The following is a 19277-nucleotide window of genomic DNA, read 5'->3' as shown; positions in this document are numbered from 1 at the left end:
CGGTCGGCAAGGCGACCGACCAGCGGGTATGTGCCAGGGGCTACCATTTCTGTCGCCATGCAGACGAACCCCACTTCCAGCGCCCCCGCCCACACCAGCCTCGTCGCTCTGGGCGACTCCTTCACCGAAGGCATGTCGGACCTGCTGCCCGACGGCACCTACCGCGGCTGGGCGGACCTGCTCGCCGCCCGGATGGCGGCCGCGGCACCCGGTTTCCGGTACGCCAACCTCGCGGTGCGCGGCAAGCTGATCCAGCAGATCGTCGACGAGCAGGTGGACCGGGCGGCCGCCATGGGAGCCGACGTGATCACCTTGGTCGGCGGCCTCAACGACACCCTGCGCCCCAAGTGCGACATGGGGCGGGTACGGGACCTGCTCACCGAGGCCGTCGAGCGGCTGGCCCCGAACTGCAAGCAGCTCGTCCTGATGCGCAGCCCCGGCCGCCGCGGACCCGTGCTGGAGCGCTTCCGCCCCCGCATGGAGGCGCTGTTCGCCTGCATCGACGAGCTCGCCGCGCGGCACGACGCGCTGGTGGTCGACCTGTACGCGGCGCCCGCGCTCGGCGACCCCCGGCTGTGGGACGTGGACCGGCTGCACCTGACCGCCGAGGGGCACCGCAGGGTCGCGGAGGCGGTGTGGCAGACGCTCGGCTACCCGGCGGAGGACCCCGAGTGGCATCTGCCCCCGGAGGCGACGCTGCCGCCGCACTGGGTGGCGCGGCGGGTCGCGGACGCCCGGTTCGCCCGGCAGCACCTGCTGCCGTGGATCGGCCGCCGGCTCACCGGCCGCTCCTCGGGCGACGGCCTGCCGCCCAAGCGCCCGGAGCTGCTGCCGTACGAGACGGCGTAGTCGCTCCCTTGTACGTTCCTCCAGGTCACCCCGCGGCGCGGGCCTGCACGAATCGCCAGTAGACTCCCTGTACGTGACTGCTGCGCCTGCCAAGCCCCGTATCCCGAACGTCCTCGCCGGACGCTACGCCTCCGCCGAGCTCGCCACGCTCTGGTCGCCCGAGCAGAAGGTGAGGCTCGAGCGGCAGCTCTGGCTCGCCGTGCTGCGGGCCCAGAAGGACCTCGGGATCGAGGTGCCCGACGCGGCGATCGCCGACTACGAGCGCGTCCTCGACACCGTCGACCTGGCCTCGGTCGCCGAGCGCGAGAAGGTCACCCGCCACGACGTGAAGGCGCGGATCGAGGAGTTCAACGACCTCGCCGGGCACGAGCACGTGCACAAGGGCATGACCTCCCGCGACCTCACCGAGAACGTCGAGCAGCTGCAGGTCCGGCTGTCGCTGGAGCTGATGCGGAACCGCACGGTGGCCGTGCTGGCCCGCCTCGGCAAGCTCGCCGGGGAGTACGGCGAGCTGGTCATGGCCGGCCGCTCGCACAACGTGGCCGCGCAGGCCACCACCCTCGGCAAGCGGTTCGCGACCGCCGCCGACGAGCTGCTGGTGGCGTACGGGCGGCTGGAGGAGCTGCTGGGCCGCTACCCGCTGCGCGGCGTCAAGGGCCCGGTCGGCACCGCGCAGGACATGCTGGACCTGCTCGGCGGGGACACCGCCAAGCTGGCCGAGCTGGAGCGGCGGGTCGCCGGCCACCTGGGCTTCTCCCAGGCGTTCACCAGCGTCGGCCAGGTCTACCCGCGTTCCCTGGACTACGAGGTCGTCACCGCGCTGGTGCACCTGGCCGCCGCGCCGTCCTCGCTGGCGAAGACGATCCGGCTGATGGCGGGGCACGAGCTGGTCACCGAGGGCTTCAAGCCCGGCCAGGTCGGCTCGTCCGCGATGCCGCACAAGATGAACACGCGCTCCTGCGAGCGGGTCAACGGCCTGATGGTCGTCCTGCGCGGCTACGCCTCGATGACCGGCGAGCTGGCGGGCGACCAGTGGAACGAGGGCGACGTGTCCTGCTCGGTGGTGCGCCGGGTCGCGCTGCCGGACGCCTTCTTCGCGCTCGACGGCCTGCTGGAGACGTTCCTGACCGTGCTCGACGAGTTCGGCGCCTTCCCGGCGGTCGTGGCCCGCGAGCTGGACCGCTACCTGCCGTTCCTCGCCACCACCAAGGTGCTCATGGGCGCGGTCCGCGCCGGTGTCGGCCGTGAGGTCGCCCACGAGGCGATCAAGGAGAACGCCGTGGCCACCGCGCTCGCCATGCGGGAGCAGGGCGCCGAGCGCAACGACCTGCTCGACAAGCTCGCCGCCGACGAGCGGCTGCCGTTGGACCGCGCCGGTCTCGAGGAGCTGATGGCGGACAAGCTGTCCTTCACCGGCGCCGCGAGCGACCAGGTCGCCACCGTGGTCGCCCGGATCGAGGAGATCGTGAAGCAGCACCCGGAGGCCGCCGGCTACACCCCCGGGGCGATCCTCTGAGGCGCTTCACCCGGGAGGAGCTGGAGGCCGCCCGCGACCGTCTCGTGCCGGACCTGGTCGCGGACGGTCTGCGGGTGCTGTTCTGCGGCATCAACCCGGGCCTGATGACGGCCGCGACGGGCCACCACTTCGCCCGCCCCGGCAACCGCTTCTGGCCCGCCCTGCACCGCTCCGGTTTCACCCCGCGACAGCTGCCGCCGTCGGAGCAGCACGAGCTGCTGTCGTACGGGCTCGGCATCACCAACGTGGTGGCGCGGGCGACCGCGCGGGCCGACGAGCTGACCGCCGAGGAGTACCGGGAGGGCGGGCGGGAGCTCGCGGTGAAGGTGGCCCGGCTGCGTCCGCGCTGGCTGGCCGTGCTGGGCGTGACCGCGTACCGCGTGGCGTTCGACGACCGCACGGCGAAGGTCGGGCCGCAGACGCGGACGATCGGCGAGTCCCGGGTGTGGGTGCTGCCCAACCCCAGCGGGCTGAACGCGCACTGGACGCCGACGACGCTCGCGGAGGAGTTCGCGCGGCTGCGGGAGGCGGCGGAGCAGGAGTGACGGCCCCTCGGGGAGGGGCCGCCCCCGGGGCGGGGCCGTCCGCGTGACCACGGCCGGCGACCGCACCGCGTCGTCCGCCTCCAGCTCGGCGAGCGCGGCCGCGGCCCAGCGGCCGGTCCCCCGCGCCTCCCGCAGCCGGGCGACGCCCGCGTGGTGACCGGGCCGGGCCCACGTCTCGGGTGTCCCCTCCCGCTCCCCGCGCAGTCGCACCGTCCGCAGGCGGTACGGACCGGTGCCGTCCCAGCGGGAGGCGAGCAGTTCGTACACCGCGTCGCGGGCCTTCTCGAACCGGTCCGCCGTCGCCGCCCGGCTCGCCGGACCGAGGTCCGGGCGGTCGCCGGACTCCGGCACGGCGACGCGGTGGCCCGGTCCCGGGAGGCCGGCGTCCGGCGGGCCGTGCTCCGCCGGGAAGGGACGGAAGCACAGCTCGTCGATGAGGGCGACGTGCCGGGCGAGGTCCACGGCTCCGGCCGGCCCCACCGCCACTGGCAGTGCGGCGGGGCCGGCCGGTGACCTCTCAGGCGTCGTACCGCCGCAGCCGCCACGCCCCGGCCAGCAGGGCGGCGGCCGTCCAGCACGCGGTGACGGCGAGTCCCGCCCAGGGGCCGAGCGTTCCGTCGGGCACGCTGCGCAGCACCGGCTGGCCGGCGCGGTCCGGCATGAAGTCGACCACGGTGCCGAGCGCGTCGCCGATCACGAAGGACACGATCAGGATGAACGGGATCAGCACCGACAGGGTGGCCACCCCGCTGCGCAGCAGCGTCGCCAGTCCGGCCGCGAACAGGGCCATGAGCGTGAGGTAGACGGCGCCGCCGAGCACGCCGCGGACCTGGTCGGCCGTGCTCAGGCCGTCGGCGGCGTCGCCCAGTCCGGCCAGGCCCGCGAGGAGCGCCGCCAGGGACGTCACCAGGGCCACCAGCAGGACGACGACGGCGACGGCGGCCGCCTTGGCGGCGAACCACAGGCCGCGACGCGGCACCGCCGTCAGCGACAGCCGCACGGCGGCGCCCTCGCGGTACTCCGCCGACACGGCCAGGGAGCCGAAGGCGATGGCGGCGATCTGCCCCAGGGTGGTGCCGGACAGGGCGGTGAGCAGCGGGTCGGCGCCGGGGTCCTCGGGGTCCATGCCCGCCAGCGCGGAGAACGCGGTGGTCACCGCGAACAGCACGAACAGGGTCGCGAGCAGCGAGCGGACGGTGCGGATCTTGAGCCACTCGGAGCGGAACACGGGGATGAACGGCACGGTCAGGCCTCCTGGGGCTGGGCGGCGAAGTCGGTCTCGGCGGCGGTCAGTTCCAGGTAGGCCTGCTCCAGCGTGCCCTGGTCGGCGGTGAGTTCGAGGAGCGGCACCCCCTCGGCGGAGGCGAGGCGTCCGACGTCGTCCACGCGCGCGTCGGGCACGGTCCAGTGGCCGTCGGGGTGGCGTACGGCCTGGTGGCCGTGGCGGGCCAGGGCGCGCTCCAGCGCGTCCGGGTCGGAGCTGCGCACCCGCACGGCGGGCCGCACGCGCGCGTCGATGAACTCCCGCATGGAGGTGTCGGCGAGCAGCCGGCCCCGGCCGAGGACGACGAGGTGGTCGGCGAACACGGCGGTCTCGTTCATCAGGTGACTGGACACCAGCACGGTCCGCCCCTCGTCCGCGAGCCGGCGCAGCAGGCCGCGGATCCACACGATGCCCTCCGGGTCGAGGCCGTTGGACGGCTCGTCGAGCATCACCACCTCCGGGTCCCCGAGCAGCGCGGCGGCGATGCCGAGCCGCTGCCGCATGCCGAGCGAGTACGTCCGCACCCGGCGGCGGGCCGCCGGGCCCAGCCCGGTCTCCTCCAGTACCTCGTCCACCCGGCGGTCCGGGATGCGATGGGTCGCCGCCAGGACGCGCAGATGGTCACGGCCGGTGCGGGCCCCGTGCGCGGCGCCGGCGTCGAGCAACGCGCCCACCCTTCGCAGGGGTTCGCGCAGGCTCGCGTACGGGTGACCGCCGAGGGTGGCCGAGCCGGAGGTGGGGTGGTCCAGGCCGAGCACCAGGCGCATGGTGGTGGACTTGCCGGCGCCGTTGGGGCCGAGGAAGCCGGTGACCCGGCCCGGGGGCACGGTGAAGGTGAGGTCGTCGACGGCTCGTCCGGTGCCGTACTCCTTGGTGAGGTCGCGGACGTCGATGCTGGTCATGCCCCCAGCGTGGCCGTCGCACGGGGGCGCGGTCCTCCCCCGGGCGCGGGGACCGTCTCCCCCGGGCGGGGGAGGCGGCCCCACGGGGGCGCTGGCACGATGGCGCGGTGAACCGTTTGCTGCGCCCGCTGCGGAACGGGGCGACGTACACCCGCTTGCTGCACCTGTGGGTGCCGGCGCTGCCGTTCAGCGTGTGGATCCTCGTCCATCCGAGCACACCGTGGGCGCCGACCCTCGTGCTGGTCCCGCTGGGGCTGGTCGCCGTGGTGCGCAAGGGCGAGGGCGTGCAGGCCCGGTTGCTGCTCACCCCCGGCGAGGCGGACCCGGGGATCTCCGAGGAGCCGTCGGCCTGCTGGCAGGACCGGGCGCGCACCTCGCTGTGGATGCTGGTGCGCATCCTCCTGTCCACGGCGACGGGCATCGTCACGGTGTGGCTGCCCCTGCTGGCCGTCTCCCTGGCACAACTGGCCGCCGGCACGGTGCCCGCCGGGGTGCCGGTGCTGGAGGACGCCCCGCACCACTGGGCCTACGCCCTGCTCGTCCCGCTCCCCCTCGTGCTGCTGTACGCGGCGCTCGTGGGGATCGGGGCGCTCGTCACGGCCGCCGCGCGCCGTCTGCTCGGCCCCTCACCTGCCGAGCGGCTCGCCGCGCTGGAGGCGAGGACGGAGCAGTTGCTGGAGCGCACCCGCATCGCGCGCGAGCTGCACGACTCCATCGGGCACGCGCTGACCGTGGCCGTCGTGCAGGCGGGGGCCGCCCGCGCGGCGTCCAGTCCGGAGTTCACCGAACGCGCCCTGACGGCCATCGAGGAGACCGGCCGGGCCGCCCTGGAGGACCTGGAGCGGGTGCTCGGCGTGCTGCGCGAGTCGGAGCGGCCCACGAGCGCCCGGCCGACGCTCACCGACGCCGACCGGCTGCTGGAGTCCGCGCGGGCCTCCGGGGCGGCGGTCGACGCCGAGGTCACCGGGCCGCTGGAGACCCTGCCGGGCCCTGTCTCCCGCGAGGGCTACCGCATCCTCCAGGAGGCGCTGACCAACGTGCTCAGACACGCGGGCGCGGTGCCGGCCCGGGTCCGGGTGGCGGCCGCGGACGGCCTGCTCACCCTGGAGGTGCGCAACCCGCTGCCCGACGACCGGCCCGCCCCCGGCCGCGGCAGCGGGCTGCGCGGGATACGGGAGCGGGCGGCGCTGCTGGGCGGCCGGGCGCGCACCGGCCCGGACGGCGACGGCGACTGGCGGGTGCGGGTCGAACTGCCCCTGGGCTGATCTACGCTGGGCGGATGCCGGTCAGAGTGCTCCTCGTGGACGACGAACCCCTGGTGCGCGCCGGGCTCCGGGCCGTGCTGGAGGCGCAACCGGACATCGAGGTCGCCGGGGAGGCCGCCGACGGGGCCGCAGTGATCCCGCTGGTGCGGCAGTTGCGGCCGGACGTGGTCGCCATGGACGTACGGATGCCGCTGCTGGACGGCATCGAGGCCACGCGCGCATTGCTGCGGACGGTGCCCGACCCGCCGAAGATCCTCGTGGTGACCACCTTCGAGAACGACGAGTACGTGTACGAGGCGCTGCGCGCCGGGGCCGACGGGTTCCTGCTGAAGCGGGCCCGGCCCGCGGAGATCGTGCACGCGGTGCGCCTGATCGCCGAGGGCGAGTCGCTGCTGTTCCCCGCCTCGGTCCGGCAGCTGGCGGCCGAGTACGGCGACGGCGGCGGGAACCGCGCGGCCCGCGCCGGGCTGGAGCGCGCCCGGCTGACCGAACGGGAGGGCGAGGTGCTGCGGCTGATGGCGCGTGGACTGTCGAACGCGGAGATCGCCGCGCGGCTCGTGGTCGGCACCGAGACGGTGAAATCGCACGTGAGCTCCGTGCTGGCGAAGCTGGGGGCGCGGGACCGGACGCAGGCGGTGATCACGGCGTACGAGTCGGGGTTCGTGGCGCCGGGCTGAGCGGGCCGCGTCGGGACCGGGTGCGCCGCCCGGTGGTCGCCCGGGTGCGCCGCGCCGAGTACGATCCGCCCAACACGCGCACGAGCTGGGAGGACGGACGGTGGGTCGGCTGACCGGCGGGGATCCCTCGCTGCTGCGGAGGATCAACTCCGCCGTGGTGCTGCACGCGTTGCGGGCCACGGACTGCGCGACGCTGACCGAGGTGACCCGGGTGACGGGACTGTCCCGGCCGACCGTCGAGGGCGTCGTGGAGGGTCTGATCGAGGCGGGCCTGGTCGTGGAGGCGGCGGCCGACGAGGGCGCCGCACGGCGTCAGGGCCGCCCGGCGCGGCGGTTCCGCTTCCGGGCGGAGGCGGGGCACCTGCTGGGCCTGGAGATCGGTGTGCACCGGGTGGCCGCGCTGCTGGCGGACCTGGACGGCCGGGTGATCGGCGCGGAGGTGCGGGACGTGGACGAGACGGTCGACGCCGACGAGCGGCTCGACCGGGTGCGGACGGCCGTCGCGGAGCTGCTGCGGCGGACCGGGGTGGCGCGCGGCTCGCTGCGTGCGGTCGGCGTGGGCACTCCGGGGATCGTCGACGCGGACGGCACGGTGCGGCTGGGCACGGCGCTGCCCGGCTGGACGGGGCTGAGCCTCGGCGCGCGGCTCAGCCGCTCCTTCACCTGCCCGGTGCTGGTGGAGAACGACGCGAACGCGGCGGTGGTCGCGGAGCACTGGAAGGGCTCGGCGAAGGGCCGCGACGACGTGGTGTTCGTGCTGGCCGGGCTGAGCCCGGGGGCCGGTTCGCTGATCGGGGGACGGCTGCACCGCGGGTACGGCGGGGCGGCCGGCGAGATCGGGGCGCTGCACCTGCTGGGCCGTGAGGCGACGCCGGAAACGCTGCTGTCCACCACGGACGAGCCGCTGCACCCGCTGGACGAGCAGGCCGTCGCCCAGGTGTTCGCGCGGGCCCGCGAGGGCGACCAGCGGGCCCTGGCGGCGATGGACCGGTTCATCCGGCGGCTGGTCCACGACGTGGCGGCACTGGTGCTGGCGCTCGACCCGGAACTGGTCGTGATCGGGGGCTGGGCGGCCGGGCTGGACGGGGTCCTGGAGCCGCTGCGGCGCGAGCTGGCCCGCTACTGCCTGCGCCCGCCGGAGGTCACCCTGTCGCTGCTGGGCGAGGCGGCGGTGGCGACGGGCGCGGTGCGGCTGGCGCTCGACCATGTCGAGGAGCAGCTCTTCGCCGTGGAGGGCACGGTGACGGCCCGCCGCTGACGGGCGCGCGCCGCGGGGCGGGCCCCGCGGCGCGTCGGCGGTCCGTCGGAAGCCCGGCGCTCAGGACGCCTGGCGCTGCGGACCGTGGTGTATCTCGACACCGCCGAAGTCGCCGAAGGTCAGGCGGCAGGTGTCCGCGCGGTAGGTGGCCACCGAGAGGGCGGCGGTGCGGCCGCGGGCGAGGTAGCGGGTGGTCACGACGAGGACGGGGGCGCCGGGCAGGCGGTCCAGTTCCTTCGCCTCGTCCGCGCCGGCCGAGCCGAGCTCCACGGCGTTCTCCTGGCGCTCCAGCGTCAGGCGCTGCAGTTCGCGCAGCACCGCGCGGGCGCGCGCCGCGCCGGAGGGGGCGTCGATGCCGGAGAGGTCGGGCACCGAGGCGGCCGGGATGTACAGCAGCTCGGACGCGACGGGCTGGCCGCGGGAGACGCGGGAACGCCGCACGATGTGCACGGCCTCGTCGCCGGCGGTCACCAGGCGCTCGGCGAGCGCGGCGGGCGGCACCTCGAACCGGCAGTCCACGGTGTGCCACGCGTCGTCCGGGCCGCCGGGCCAGGCGTGCTGCTCGCTGCCGACGGAGACGCCCATGCGCGGCGGGGCGACGGTGGTGCCCACCCCGCGGCGGCGCTGCAGCCTGCCTTCCAGTTCGAGCTGTTCCAGGGCCTGCCGGAGCGTGGCGCGCGCGACGCCGAAGCGGGCGGCCAGGTCGCGCTCGTTGGGCAGGATCTCACCGACGGCGAACTCCGAGTCCAGCGCCTCGCTGAGCACGGTCTTCAGATGCCAGTACTTCGGTTCCGGCACCGATTCCAGCTGCGTGGTCCCCACCCTGTCCTCCACGATCGCCGTGTCCGGCGGCGTTTTGACGCCCTTGTTTATTAAAGGTTGTTTCACTTCTACGCGACGATAAGGGGGCCACCGGACTTGGTCAATACCAATCGGCGCCACGCGGCGCGCGCACGGCGGACCGGTCGCCGCCGGACCGGTCGCCGCCGGACCGGTCGCCGCCGGACCGGCGCAGCCACGCGTCCCGCGCGGCGTCCTCCGGGCCGGCCGCCCTCCCCGGCCGGCGGGCGCGCCGGTCTACCCGTCGGTAGCAATTGCTGACAAGCTGTCTACGACGTCGGGCGCGACGTCCCTTCCGCGCATCCGTTCCGCGAGTCCGACCGAGGAGCACCTCATGTCCGCGACCGTCACCTACAAGGTCACCTCCCCCCGAGGCCCGCAGGCCGTGACCCTGTCCTACGCGCGCGTGGGACGGGGGGCGCCGCTGCTTCTGCTGCACGGCATCGGCCATCACCGGCAGGCCTGGGACCCGGTGGTGGACATCCTGGCCACCGAGCGCGAGGTGATCGCCGTGGACCTGCCGGGCTTCGGCGCCTCGCCCGCCCTGCCCGACGGCCTCGACCACGACCTGCCCACCATGACCGCCGCCCTCGCCGGCCTGTGCGAGGCGCTGGAACTGGACCGGCCGCACGTCGCCGGCAACTCCCTCGGCGGTCTGCTGGCCCTGGAGCTCGGGCGGGCGCGGCTGGTCCGGTCGGTGACGGCGCTGTCACCCGCGGGCTTCTGGACGCAGGCCGAGCGGACGTACGCCTTCACCGTGCTGTCCGCCATGCGCGGGATCGCGGAGCGGATGCCGGAACGGCTGGTCGGGATCCTGGCCCGGTCCGCGGCCGGGCGGGCGGCCCTGACCAGCACGATCTACGCCCGCCCCGGGCGCCGCGCCCCCGAGGCGGTGGTCGCCGAGACGCGTGCGCTGGCCGAGGCGCCCGGTTTCGCCCGCACCCTGCGGGCGGGCGGCGCCGTGCGGTTCACCGAGGATGTGCCGGGTGTTCCGGTGACGGTCGCCTGGGGGTCGCGGGACCGGCTGCTGATTCCGCGGCAGGGCGTGCGCGCGAAGCGGATCATTCCGCGGGCGCGGTTGGTCCGGCTGCCCGGGTGCGGGCACGTGCCGATGAACGACGATCCGGCGCTGGTGGCGCGGGTGCTGCTGGACGGCAGTCGCTGAAGGCGTGCCGGGGGTGCGCGGGTCACGGGGCCGGTGGGGGCTTGACGCGCGGTTCCCCGCGCCCCTGAGGGGCGTTGTTCATCCGCGGTTCGTGCGTGTGCCGTCGCGTTGGCGTAGGTGTGGGGGCGCACACTGACCGGATTCCGGACCCGGAGGCGTATTCATGGCACACCGTCCGTTCCCCGCACGTCGTTCCGTGCTGAAGGGCTCGCTGGCCGCTTCGGCGGGGCTGGCCCTGCCCGCGCTGGGCTCCGCGCCCGCCTTCGCCCGGTCGGGACGTCCGGCGGCCGAGTGGGGCGTCCAGACGGGGGAGGTCACCCGTGACTCCGCGTTGGTGTGGGTGCGGTCGGACCGTCCGGCGCGGATGATCGTCGAGACCTCGGCCACGGAGTCCTTCCGCACCGTCCGCCGCCTGCACGGCCCGTTGGTCGGTCCCGGCACCGACTTCACCGGCACCGCCCGGCTGCGCGGGCTGCCCCCGGGCGAGCAGATCCACTACCGGGTGCTGCTGGCCGACCCCGACGACCCGCGCCGTACGAGCGCGCCGGTCACCGGCGCCTTCCGTACCGTGCCGGACCGGCGCCGGGACGGGGTGCGGTTCGTGTGGTCGGGCGACCTGGCGGGACAGGGCTGGGGCATCAGCCCGGCGTTCGGCGGCTACCGCATCTTCGACGCGATGGCCCGGCTCGACCCGGACTTCTTCCTGTTCAGCGGGGACACCATCTACGCCGACGGCCCCATCGCGGCGACCGCCGAACTGCCGGACGGCAGCCTCTGGCGGAACATCACCACCGAGGAGAAGTCCAAGGTCGCGGAGACCCTCGCGGAGTTCCGCGGCAACTTCCGCTACAACCTGCTGGACGAACACCTGCGCCGGTTCAACGCCCGCGTCCCGTCCGTCGTCCAGTGGGACGACCACGAGGTGCGCAACAACTGGTACCCGGGGCAGCGGATCGCGGACACGGACACCCGGTACACCGAGAAGAGCGTCGACGTGCTGGCGGCCCGCGCCCGGCGGGCGTTCGGCGAGTACTTCCCCGGGTCCACGCCGCGGCCCGGCGCCCGGGAGGGCCGGATGTACCGGGTGCTGCGGCAGGGTCCGCTGCTCGACGTGTTCGTGCTGGACATGCGGACGTACCGGAACCCCAACTCGCCCGGCGACCAGGCCACCGACCCGCAGGGCATCCTGGGCCGGGAGCAACTGGACTGGCTGAAGCGGGAACTGGCGCGGTCGCGCGCGGTGTGGAAGGTGATCGCCGCCGACATGCCGATCGGCCTGATCGTGCCCGACACCACCGAGGGGCGCCCGCACGTCGAGGCGGTGGCGCAGGGCGACCCGGGGGCGCCGCTGGGACGCGAGCTGCAGATCGCCGAACTGCTGCGGTTCGTCAAGCACCGGCGGATCACCGGCACGGTGTGGCTGACGGCCGACGTGCACCACACCTCGGCGCAGCACTACCAGCCCTCGCGGGCGGCGTTCGGCGATTTCGAGCCGTTCTGGGAGTTCGTCTCCGGACCGCTCAACGCGGGCGCGTTCCCGGCCTCGGAGCTGGACGCGACATTCGGTCCGGAGCGGGTGTGGGTGAAGGCGCCCACCGCCTCCAACGTCTCCCCCGCCGGGGGCTACCAGTTCTTCGGCGAGGTGGACATCGACGGCGGCAGCGGCGAACTGACCGTGCGGCTGCGGGACATGGACGGCGCGGTGCTGTTCAGGAAGACGCTGCAGCCGGGCCTCGTCGGTCAGTAACGCTGCATTTCGGACAGAAGCGCGCTTTACCCGTCAGTCACAGTACGTTCGTGATCACGAAACACGATTCCTTCACAGTGACTGCATGAGTCGAGACATGTCCGAAGTGACGAACGACCGCGCCGGAGGGCGCGCGCCCCGCCGCTGGAACCCGCTGGTCCGTGCCGCGCGCTGCGGGGAGGCCCTGTACGCGTGGCGGACACGCCGCCACGGCCACGCGCCGCCGACGCACGATACCGGCGGCGCTCCGCCGCCCCCCGAGCCGGCGGCGGCCGGGAGCGTGCTGTGGCGGATGCGGACGACCGTGCGGGACGAGCCGGGTGCGCTCGCGACCCTGTGCACGGCGCTGGCCGAACGGCGGGTCGACATCCTCAGCCTGCAGACGCACCCGCTGGGCGCGCACACCGTCGACGAGTTCCTGCTGCGCGTGCCGGCCGGTACGGATCTCACCGCGGCGGTGGCGGCGGGCGGAGGCACGGACACCTGGACCGAGCGGGCCGACGCCCACGACCTGGTGGACGGCCCGACCCGGATGCTCGGGCTGGCCGCCCGCACCGCGACCGACGCGTCCGAACTGCCGCTGGTGCTGCGCCAGCTGCTGGGACGCTGCACGATCCGCTCCCAGCCCGCCGCGGCGGCCGGCACCGCGGCGGCCGTGCCGCCGGAGGGCGTCCTGGAGGGCACCGTGATCCGGCTGCGCGACCCGGAGGGGGGTGTGATCACGGCGGAGCGGCCGTACCTGCCGTTCACACCGACGGAGTTCGCCCGTGCCCGGGCGCTGGTGGAGCTGGACGCCCGGCTCGGTCCGCGGCTGCCACGCGGCCGTGACGTGCTGGCGCTGTCCGAGGGCGGTCACGTCTCCGTGCGCCGGGCGGACACCACCGACCTGCAGGCCGCGCGGGAGATGCACGAGCGGTGCTCCACCGAGACGCTGCGGCGCCGGTACCACGGGCCCGTGGGCGACGCGAGCCGCTACCTCGACCACCTGCTCAGCCCGCGCTTCGGCCGCACGCTCGCCGCGCAGACCGCCTCCGGCCGCATCGTCGCCCTCGGCCATCTGCTGTGGGACGGCGACGAGACCGAGGTGGCGCTGATCGTCGAGGACGCGTGGCAGCGGCGGGGCATCGGCGCGGAGCTGCTGTCCCGGCTGGTGGGCATGGCGGTCGAGGCGGGCTGCGCCCACGTGTACGCCGTGACGCAGGCGTCCAACACGGGCATGGTCGCCGCGATGCGCGGCCTGGGCCTCCCTCTCGACTACCAGATCGAGGAGGGCACCCTGGTCATCACCGCCGGCCTGGACCCCGCCCCGGCCCGGAGCACCCCGGCGCCCGGCGAGAGGGTCACCCGCCCCTGACTCCCGACGGCGGAGGACGGCCCGGCACACAGCGTGTGCCGGGCCGTCCTCCGTCCTCGCGGGCCGTCTCCGCGGCAGCGGCCCTAGCCCTGGGCCATGGCCTCCGTCCGGGCGGGCCGGCCGGCCGGCCCGCCCAAGGCCTGGTCGAGGTCGGTCCAGAGGTCCTCGACGTCCTCCAGGCCGACCGAGAGGCGCAGCAGGCGGTCGGAGACGCCCGCGTCCCTGCGGTCGTCGGCGTCGACGATGCGGTGGCTGATGGACGCCGGGTGCTGGATGAGGGAGTCCACGCTGCCGAGGCTCACCGCCGGGGTGATCAGGCGGACGCCGGCGATCACCGCGTGCGGGTCGCCGTGGACCTCGAACGAGACCATCGCGCCGCCGATGGCCGGGTAGTGCACCCGGGCCACACGCGGGTCCGCGGCCAGGCGGGCGGCGAGCTCGGCGGCGTTCGCGGACGCCGCCCCGACCCGGACCGGCAGGGTCGACAGGCCGCGCAGCAGCAGGTAGCCGGCCAGCGGGTGCAGCACCCCGCCGGTGGCGAACCGCACCTGCCGCAGCCGCCCGGCGAACTCCTCGTCGCAGGCCACCACGCCCGCCAGCACGTCACCGTGCCCGCCGAGGTACTTGGTGGCGCTGTGCAGCACCAGCCGCGCCCCGTGCTCGGCCGGACGCTGGAGGACCGGCGTGGCGAAGGTGTTGTCGACGAGCAGCGGCACCGAGCCGCAGGCGTGGACGACCGCCCGCAGGTCGATCTCGGCCAGCGTGGGGTTGGCGGGCGACTCCACCAGCACCAGGCCGGTGTCCGGACGGAGCGCGTCGGCGACCCCCGCCGGATCGGTCCAGGTGACCTCGGAGCCGAGCAGCCCGGCGGTCAGCAGATGGTCGCTGCACCCGTACAGCGGTCGTACGGCGACGACGTGCCGCAGGCCCATCGAGCCGCGGACCAGCAGGACGGCGCTGAGCGCGGCCATGCCGCTGGCGAAGGCGACCGCCGACTCGGTGCCCTCCAGGCGGGCGAGGGCGGTCTCGAAGCGGGCGACCGTGGGGTTGCCGAGCCGCCCGTAGACGGGCGGGCCGTCGGGTTCGGCGCCGGTCGTGGCGAAGGCGTCGACGCGGGCGGCCTCGGCCCGGCTGTCGTACGAGGGGTAGGTGGTGGACAGGTCGATCGGCGGGGCGTGCAGTCCGAGTCCGGCGAGGTCGTCCCGGCCGGCGTGCACGGCCTCGGTGGCGAGTGCTCTGGTGGTGCGTCGCGTGTCCATGCCGTTGTCCATGGCGCCCAGGGTGAACACCGGCCGGTTCTGCGCGGCCTATCCCCGTGCTACGTTCGGCCGGTGGCCGAATCTGTCGTACTGGATCCGGTGGATCTCCATCTGCTGCGGCTGTTGCAGAACGACGCCCGGACGACGTACCGGGATCTCGCCGCGCAGGTCGGGGTCGCACCGTCGACCTGTCTGGACCGGGTGACCCGCCTGCGGCGCTCCGGCGTGATCCTCGGGCACCGTCTGCAACTGGACCCGGCCAAGCTCGGCCGGGGCCTGCAGGCGTTGCTGTCGGTGCAGGTGAGACCGCACCGGCGGGAGCTGGTGGGGCCGTTCGTGGAGCGGATCCGGGCGCTGCCGGAGTCGCTGACGGTGTTCCATCTGACCGGCCCCGACGACTATCTGGTGCATGTCGCGGTCGCCGGCATGACGGACCTGCAGCGGCTGGTGCTGGACGAGTTCACCGCCCGGCGGGAGGTGGCGCGGGTGGAGACGCGGCTGATCTTCCAGCAGTGGGACTGCGGGCCGGTCATGCCGCCTTCGCCCTCGGCTCAATCCGCGTGACGTGCCGCGGCCGCCGTACCAGGATGGTCCGCATGTCACCAGCCAACAGCGCGCTTCCCCGTCAGGTCGCCGACGCCTACGTCGACGAGCTCATCGCCCTCGATCCGATCACCGGGACGTATCTCGGCGTCAAGGAGAGTTCCTCCCGGTTGCCCGATCTCTCTCCCGCCGGTCAGGAGGCGGTCGCCGAACTGCTCAGGACGACCCTCGCCCGGCTCGACGAAGCCGAGCGGCAGCCCGGCGCGGACAGCGGCGTCGAGCGCCGCTGCGCCCGGCTGCTGCGGGAGCGGCTGACCGCCGAGCTGGCCGTGCACGAGGCCGGCGAGCGCCTGCGCGCGGTGGGCAACCTGGGCACGGTCGCGCACGCGGTGCGCGAGGTGTTCACGGTGACCCCGGCGGAGACCGAGGAGGACTGGCGGGCGATCGCGGAGCGGCTGCGCGCGGTCCCGGCGGCGCTGGCCGGCTACCGGGAGTCCCTGGCGCTGGGCCTGGAGCGCGAGCTGTACGCGGCGCCGCGCCCCACGGAGACGTTCGTCGGGCAGCTCGGCGAGTGGGCAGACACCGGCGAGGGCCGCGGCTGGTTCGAGGACTTCGCCGCCGCGGGTCCGGAGGCGCTGCGCGCGGAGCTGGACGAGGGCGCCCGCGCGGCGACCGCGGCCGTGGCGGAGCTGCGGGACTGGCTGCGGGACGTCTACGCCCCGGCGGTCGAGGGCGCGCCGGACACGGTGGGCCGGGAGCGCTACGCCCGCTGGTCCCGTTACTACAACGGCACCGACCTGGACCTGGACGAGGCGTACGCGTACGGCTGGTCCGAGTACCACCGGCTGCTCGGCGAGATGAAGAAGGAGGCCGAGAGGATCCTGCCGGGGGCGGAGACCCCGTGGGTGGCGCTGGCCCACCTCGACGAGCACGGCCGGCACATCGAGGGCGTGGACGAGGTCCGCGACTGGCTGCAGGGTCTGATGGACCGGGCGATCGACGCGCTCGACGGCACGCACTTCGACCTCGCCGAGCGGGTGCGGAAGGTGGAGTCGCGGATCGCCCCGGCGGGCAGCGCGGCGGCGCCGTACTACACGCCTCCGTCGGAGGACTTCTCCCGGCCGGGCTGCACCTGGCTGCCCACGATGGGGCTGACCCGCTTCCCGGAGTACGACCTGGTGTCCACCTGGTACCACGAGGGCGTCCCCGGCCATCACCTCCAGCTGGCGCAGTGGGTGCACGTGGCGGAGAACCTCTCCCGCTACCAGGCCACCGTCGGCATGGTCAGCGCCAACTGCGAGGGCTGGGCGCTGTACGCGGAGCGGCTGATGGACGAGCTGGGCTTCCTCACGGACGCGGAACAGCGGCTCGGGTACCTGGACGCGCAGATGATGCGGGCGACCCGGGTCATCGTCGACATCGGCATGCACCTGGAGCTGGAGATCCCCGCGGACTCGCCGTTCCACCCGGGCGAGCGGTGGACGCCGGAGCTGGCGCAGGAGTTCTTCGGCGCGCACAGCAGCCGTCCGGCGGACTTCGTGGAGAGCGAGCTGACGCGCTACCTGACGATCCCGGGCCAGGCCATCGGCTACAAGCTCGGCGAGCGGGCCTGGCTGCTGGGCCGGGAGAAGGCCCGCGAGCGGCACGGCGACGCCTTCGACCTCAAGGCCTGGCACATGGCCGCGCTGTCCCAGGGGTCGCTGGGCCTGGACGACCTGGTGGACGAGCTGGCGGCGCTGTGAGCCGGTTCAGCGCCGGAAGCCGCCCTCGGAGTCGATGACCTGGCCGGTGATCCAGCCCGCCTCGTCCGTGGCCAGCCACGCGAGGAGGCGGGCCGGGTCGTCGGGCATGCCCCAGCGCCCGGCGGGGAAGCGCGCGGCGATCGCGTCGTAGACCTCGCCGGTCAGGTAGTCGGTGTCCACGGGGCCGGGGTTGACGGTGTTCACGGTGACCGCGTGGTCGGCCAGCGCGGTCGCCAGGGAGCGGGTGATGGAGGCCAGGGCGCCCTTCTGCAGGGCGTAGGCGATCTCGCCGGGCATGCCGCCGGCGATGTCCTGCCCGGACGTCATCATCATGACGCGTCCGCCCGGGGTGCCCGGCGGGAGCGCGGCGCGGTGCCGGGCGTGGGCCTGGACGAGCAGCAGCACCGAGCGGGTGTCGACGGCCCAGTGCGCGTCGAGCATGGCGGCGTCGACGGTGTCGAGGTCGCCGTCGGAGCCGCTGAGGGCGTGGTTGGCGACGAGGATGTCGAGGCGCCCGCCGAGCGCCTCGGCGGCGCGGGCGTGCAGGGCGGCCGGTTCCGCCGGGTCGCTGAGGTCGCCGGGTCCGGCGAGCACCCGTGCGTCCGGATCACCGAGCGCCTCCCGCACGGACGCGGTGACGTCCTCGGTCCGGTCGGCGCCCCAGGGCATGGCGGCGTCGTGCGGCACGTGATGGTGCAGATAGACACTGGCGCCGTACGCGGCCAGCCGGCGGGCCACGGCATGGCCGATGCCGCCGCGCCGGCTCGCCCCGGTCACCAGGGCGGTGCGGCCCCGCAGCGGCAGGGGGTCACGGCGGAGTTCCTCGGGCGGGGGCGGGGGGAGCTTCGGCATGATCCCCATGATGGATCGCGCCGCCGGTGAGGGCACGCGAATAACGGCAGGCGCCCGCGCGCCGGGGCAGCGGCCGGAGCGGCACCAGGACCAGCCAGGCTCCGGGCCGGCCGCCTCCCACCGCGTCTCCTGCTGCCACCGCGCGGTGGCCGGCGCGGCGGGGACGCGTGCCGGGAGGTCCTCCCCCGTGTGTCCGGCGACCCGGCGGACGACGACAAGGCGCTCGGGGAGACAGGCGGTGGCGGCCGGTCCGTCGCCCAGGACGGTGGGCGGCGGCGCCGGCCGGGAGGACTCCGACGGGCCCGTCGGCCTCGCGGACCCGGTCGTGGACCGAGCGGTCCTCTCGCCGTCGGCTCCCGCCCGGAACGGCAGGCAGTCCCGTCTCCGGCCCCGCGACGAGCGGCCCGCCGCCCGGCCCCGCCCACTCGACCGTGCCCGGCTCCGCGTGTCCGTCCACGGCGGCCTGCCGGACGGCCGGGTTCAGCATCCGCACGCGTCCGTGTCCTCCAGGGAGGTCAGCGGATCGGCGGCGCGGCGCTCCCGGCCCCGCGGGGTCTCGAACGCGTAGCCCTCGCGCACCCAGTACTCGAAGCCGCCGAGCATCTCCTTGACGCGGTACCCGAGTTCGGCGAGGGCGAGCGCGGCGCGGGCGGCCCCGTCGCAGCCGGGCCCCCAGCAGTACGTCACCACCGGCACGGCCGGGTCGAGGAGTTCCGCGGCCCGCTCGGGGATCCGCGCGGTGGGCAGGTGCAGGGCGCCGGGCACATGGCCCCGGTCCCACGCCTCGGCCGAGCGGGAGTCCACCAGGACGAAGCAGGGGTCCCCGCCGGACGCGAGGGCGGTGGCCACGTCGGAGACGTCGGTGTACAGGGCGAGGCTCGCGCGGAAGTGCGCGGCGGCCTCGGCCGGGGAGGCGGGGGCGACCCGCAGGACGGGGTTCACGGTGGTCGTCATGGCAGAGAAACTACGGGCGCGGACGGCGGGCCTGAAGGGACGCATCCCGGTCCGGGGCTTGATCCGCCGGGGATTCCCCTGCTACTTCTCGGCGATGACCGAGTATTCCCCGGACGCCACCGACTGGCGCATCCTCGACCTCCTCCAGCGCGACGGACGGGCCGGCTACGCCGCACTCGCCCGCGCCGTGTCGATGTCCGCGAGCGCGGTCACCGAACGGGTGCGGCGGCTGGAGGAGGCCGGGATCATCCAGGGTTACGCGGCGGTGGTGGACCCGGAGCGGATCGGGCTGCCGGTCCTGGCGTTCGTCCGGCTGCGCTACCCGACCGGCAACTACAAGCCGTTCCACGACCTCGTCGCCGCCACACCGGAGATCCTGGAGGCGCACCACGTGACGGGCGACGACTGCTTCGTCCTGAAGGTCGCCGCGCGGTCGATGCGGCACCTGGAGGAGGTGTCGGGGCGGATCGGCGCACTCGGTTCGGTGACCACCAGCGTGGTGTACTCCTCGCCGCTGCCGCGCCGTCCCGTGGGCCGGTGACCCG

General features: G+C 74.9%; 18 protein-coding genes and 1 pseudogene. 12 read left to right on the top strand and 7 right to left on the bottom strand.

Annotated features, from left to right (window positions below; genetic code table 11):
• The first annotated feature begins 57 nt into the window (after window positions 1–57).
• From C1708_RS27975 to mug, 3 genes are all read left to right on the top strand, one after another.
• On the top strand, window positions 58–849 hold the full coding sequence (locus tag C1708_RS27975) for an SGNH/GDSL hydrolase family protein (protein WP_106415286.1): 792 nt from the start codon (window positions 58–60) through the stop codon (window positions 847–849).
• Window positions 850–922: 73 nt separating this feature from the next.
• On the top strand, window positions 923–2365 hold the full coding sequence (gene purB, locus C1708_RS27970) for an adenylosuccinate lyase (protein ID WP_106415285.1): 1443 nt from the start codon (window positions 923–925) through the stop codon (window positions 2363–2365).
• 44 nt (window positions 2366–2409) lie between these two features.
• Window positions 2410–2910, top strand: a complete 501-nt coding sequence (gene mug / locus C1708_RS27965) for a G/U mismatch-specific DNA glycosylase (protein ID WP_106415284.1) — start codon at window positions 2410–2412, stop codon at window positions 2908–2910.
• A gap of 517 nt (window positions 2911–3427) precedes the next feature.
• Here mug and C1708_RS27955 read toward each other — a convergent pair.
• On the bottom strand, window positions 3428–4153 hold the full coding sequence (locus C1708_RS27955) for an ABC transporter permease (RefSeq protein ID WP_106415283.1): 726 nt from the start codon (window positions 4151–4153) through the stop codon (window positions 3428–3430).
• 2 nt (window positions 4154–4155) lie between these two features.
• A complete protein-coding gene (locus C1708_RS27950; protein ID WP_106415282.1) occupies window positions 4156–5076 on the bottom strand; it encodes an ABC transporter ATP-binding protein in 921 nt (306 codons plus the stop codon).
• A gap of 107 nt (window positions 5077–5183) precedes the next feature.
• Here C1708_RS27950 and C1708_RS27945 point away from each other — a divergent pair, with 107 nt between their 5' ends.
• The 3 genes from C1708_RS27945 (at window position 5184) to C1708_RS27935 (ending at window position 8276) form a co-directional block, all read left to right on the top strand.
• Window positions 5184–6341, top strand: a complete 1158-nt coding sequence (locus C1708_RS27945; RefSeq protein WP_106415281.1) for a sensor histidine kinase — start codon at window positions 5184–5186, stop codon at window positions 6339–6341.
• 14 nt (window positions 6342–6355) lie between these two features.
• Entirely contained in the window at window positions 6356–7018 is a 663-nt protein-coding gene (locus tag C1708_RS27940; protein WP_106415280.1) for a response regulator transcription factor, read from the top strand.
• Between the two features lie 100 nt (window positions 7019–7118).
• A complete protein-coding gene (locus tag C1708_RS27935; protein ID WP_106415279.1) occupies window positions 7119–8276 on the top strand; it encodes an ROK family transcriptional regulator in 1158 nt (385 codons plus the stop codon).
• A gap of 60 nt (window positions 8277–8336) precedes the next feature.
• Here the strand turns inward: C1708_RS27935 and C1708_RS27930 are convergent, their stop codons facing one another.
• Complete coding sequence (locus C1708_RS27930) at window positions 8337–9098, bottom strand: GntR family transcriptional regulator (protein WP_106415278.1); 762 nt, start codon at window positions 9096–9098, stop codon at window positions 8337–8339.
• A 352-nt stretch (window positions 9099–9450) separates the two neighbouring features.
• Between C1708_RS27930 and C1708_RS27925 the strand changes: the two genes are divergently transcribed.
• From C1708_RS27925 to C1708_RS27915, 3 genes are all read left to right on the top strand, one after another.
• Window positions 9451–10281, top strand: coding sequence for an alpha/beta fold hydrolase (locus C1708_RS27925; protein ID WP_106415277.1), 831 nt, complete (start codon window positions 9451–9453; stop codon window positions 10279–10281).
• Between the two features lie 163 nt (window positions 10282–10444).
• Complete coding sequence (locus C1708_RS27920; RefSeq protein ID WP_106415276.1) at window positions 10445–12028, top strand: alkaline phosphatase D family protein; 1584 nt, start codon at window positions 10445–10447, stop codon at window positions 12026–12028.
• 97 nt (window positions 12029–12125) lie between these two features.
• Window positions 12126–13382 carry a GNAT family N-acetyltransferase gene (locus C1708_RS27915; protein ID WP_106415275.1) on the top strand — a complete coding sequence of 419 codons (1257 nt, stop codon included), beginning with the start codon at window positions 12126–12128 and terminating at the stop codon, window positions 13380–13382.
• 83 nt (window positions 13383–13465) lie between these two features.
• Here C1708_RS27915 and C1708_RS27910 read toward each other — a convergent pair whose 3' ends face one another.
• Window positions 13466–14653, bottom strand: a complete 1188-nt coding sequence (locus tag C1708_RS27910; protein ID WP_106416515.1) for a trans-sulfuration enzyme family protein — start codon at window positions 14651–14653, stop codon at window positions 13466–13468.
• A gap of 60 nt (window positions 14654–14713) precedes the next feature.
• Here C1708_RS27910 and C1708_RS27905 point away from each other — a divergent pair, with 60 nt between their 5' ends.
• Together C1708_RS27905 and C1708_RS27900 are read left to right on the top strand one after the other, a co-directional pair.
• Window positions 14714–15205, top strand: coding sequence for an Lrp/AsnC family transcriptional regulator (locus C1708_RS27905; RefSeq protein WP_106415274.1), 492 nt, complete (start codon window positions 14714–14716; stop codon window positions 15203–15205).
• 32 nt (window positions 15206–15237) lie between these two features.
• Window positions 15238–16926, top strand: coding sequence for a DUF885 domain-containing protein (locus C1708_RS27900; RefSeq protein ID WP_106415273.1), 1689 nt, complete (start codon window positions 15238–15240; stop codon window positions 16924–16926).
• 6 nt (window positions 16927–16932) lie between these two features.
• Here C1708_RS27900 and C1708_RS27895 read toward each other — a convergent pair whose 3' ends face one another.
• From C1708_RS27895 to C1708_RS27890, 3 genes and pseudogenes are all read right to left on the bottom strand, one after another.
• On the bottom strand, window positions 16933–17778 hold the full coding sequence (locus C1708_RS27895; RefSeq protein WP_106416514.1) for an SDR family oxidoreductase: 846 nt from the start codon (window positions 17776–17778) through the stop codon (window positions 16933–16935).
• A 162-nt stretch (window positions 17779–17940) separates the two neighbouring features.
• Window positions 17941–18039 (bottom strand): annotated as a pseudogene (locus C1708_RS35900) (hypothetical protein); the annotation flags it as partial.
• A 219-nt stretch (window positions 18040–18258) separates the two neighbouring features.
• Window positions 18259–18732, bottom strand: a complete 474-nt coding sequence (locus tag C1708_RS27890) for a rhodanese-like domain-containing protein (RefSeq protein ID WP_106415272.1) — start codon at window positions 18730–18732, stop codon at window positions 18259–18261.
• 94 nt (window positions 18733–18826) lie between these two features.
• Between C1708_RS27890 and C1708_RS27885 the strand changes: the two genes are divergently transcribed.
• Window positions 18827–19273 carry an Lrp/AsnC family transcriptional regulator gene (locus tag C1708_RS27885; protein WP_106416513.1) on the top strand — a complete coding sequence of 149 codons (447 nt, stop codon included), beginning with the start codon at window positions 18827–18829 and terminating at the stop codon, window positions 19271–19273.
• Window positions 19274–19277: the final 4 nt, after the last annotated feature.

It is taken from the genome of Streptomyces sp. DH-12 (genome assembly GCF_002899455.1).
In the GTDB taxonomy this organism is placed as follows: domain Bacteria; phylum Actinomycetota; class Actinomycetes; order Streptomycetales; family Streptomycetaceae; genus Streptomyces.
The sequence above is the reverse complement of the archived record's forward strand: the minus strand, read 5'-3'. Positions and strand labels throughout refer to the sequence as shown.

Bases quoted from the DNA above. Each gene is read 5' to 3' on its own strand.
- C1708_RS27975 (WP_106415286.1), top strand. From the start codon at position 58: ATGCAGACGAACCCCACTTCCAGCGCCCCCGCCCACACCAGCCTCGTC.
- C1708_RS27950 (WP_106415282.1), bottom strand. From the start codon at position 5,076: ATGACCAGCATCGACGTCCGCGACCTCACCAAGGAGTACGGCACCGGA.
- C1708_RS27940 (WP_106415280.1), top strand. From the start codon at position 6,356: ATGCCGGTCAGAGTGCTCCTCGTGGACGACGAACCCCTGGTGCGCGCC.
- C1708_RS27925 (WP_106415277.1), top strand. From the start codon at position 9,451: ATGTCCGCGACCGTCACCTACAAGGTCACCTCCCCCCGAGGCCCGCAG.
- C1708_RS27920 (WP_106415276.1), top strand. From the start codon at position 10,445: ATGGCACACCGTCCGTTCCCCGCACGTCGTTCCGTGCTGAAGGGCTCG.
- C1708_RS27915 (WP_106415275.1), top strand. From the start codon at position 12,126: ATGTCCGAAGTGACGAACGACCGCGCCGGAGGGCGCGCGCCCCGCCGC.
- C1708_RS27910 (WP_106416515.1), bottom strand. From the start codon at position 14,653: ATGGACAACGGCATGGACACGCGACGCACCACCAGAGCACTCGCCACC.
- C1708_RS27900 (WP_106415273.1), top strand. From the start codon at position 15,238: ATGTCACCAGCCAACAGCGCGCTTCCCCGTCAGGTCGCCGACGCCTAC.
- C1708_RS27895 (WP_106416514.1), bottom strand. From the start codon at position 17,778: ATGCCGAAGCTCCCCCCGCCCCCGCCCGAGGAACTCCGCCGTGACCCC.
- C1708_RS27890 (WP_106415272.1), bottom strand. From the start codon at position 18,732: ATGACGACCACCGTGAACCCCGTCCTGCGGGTCGCCCCCGCCTCCCCG.
- C1708_RS27885 (WP_106416513.1), top strand. From the start codon at position 18,827: ATGACCGAGTATTCCCCGGACGCCACCGACTGGCGCATCCTCGACCTC.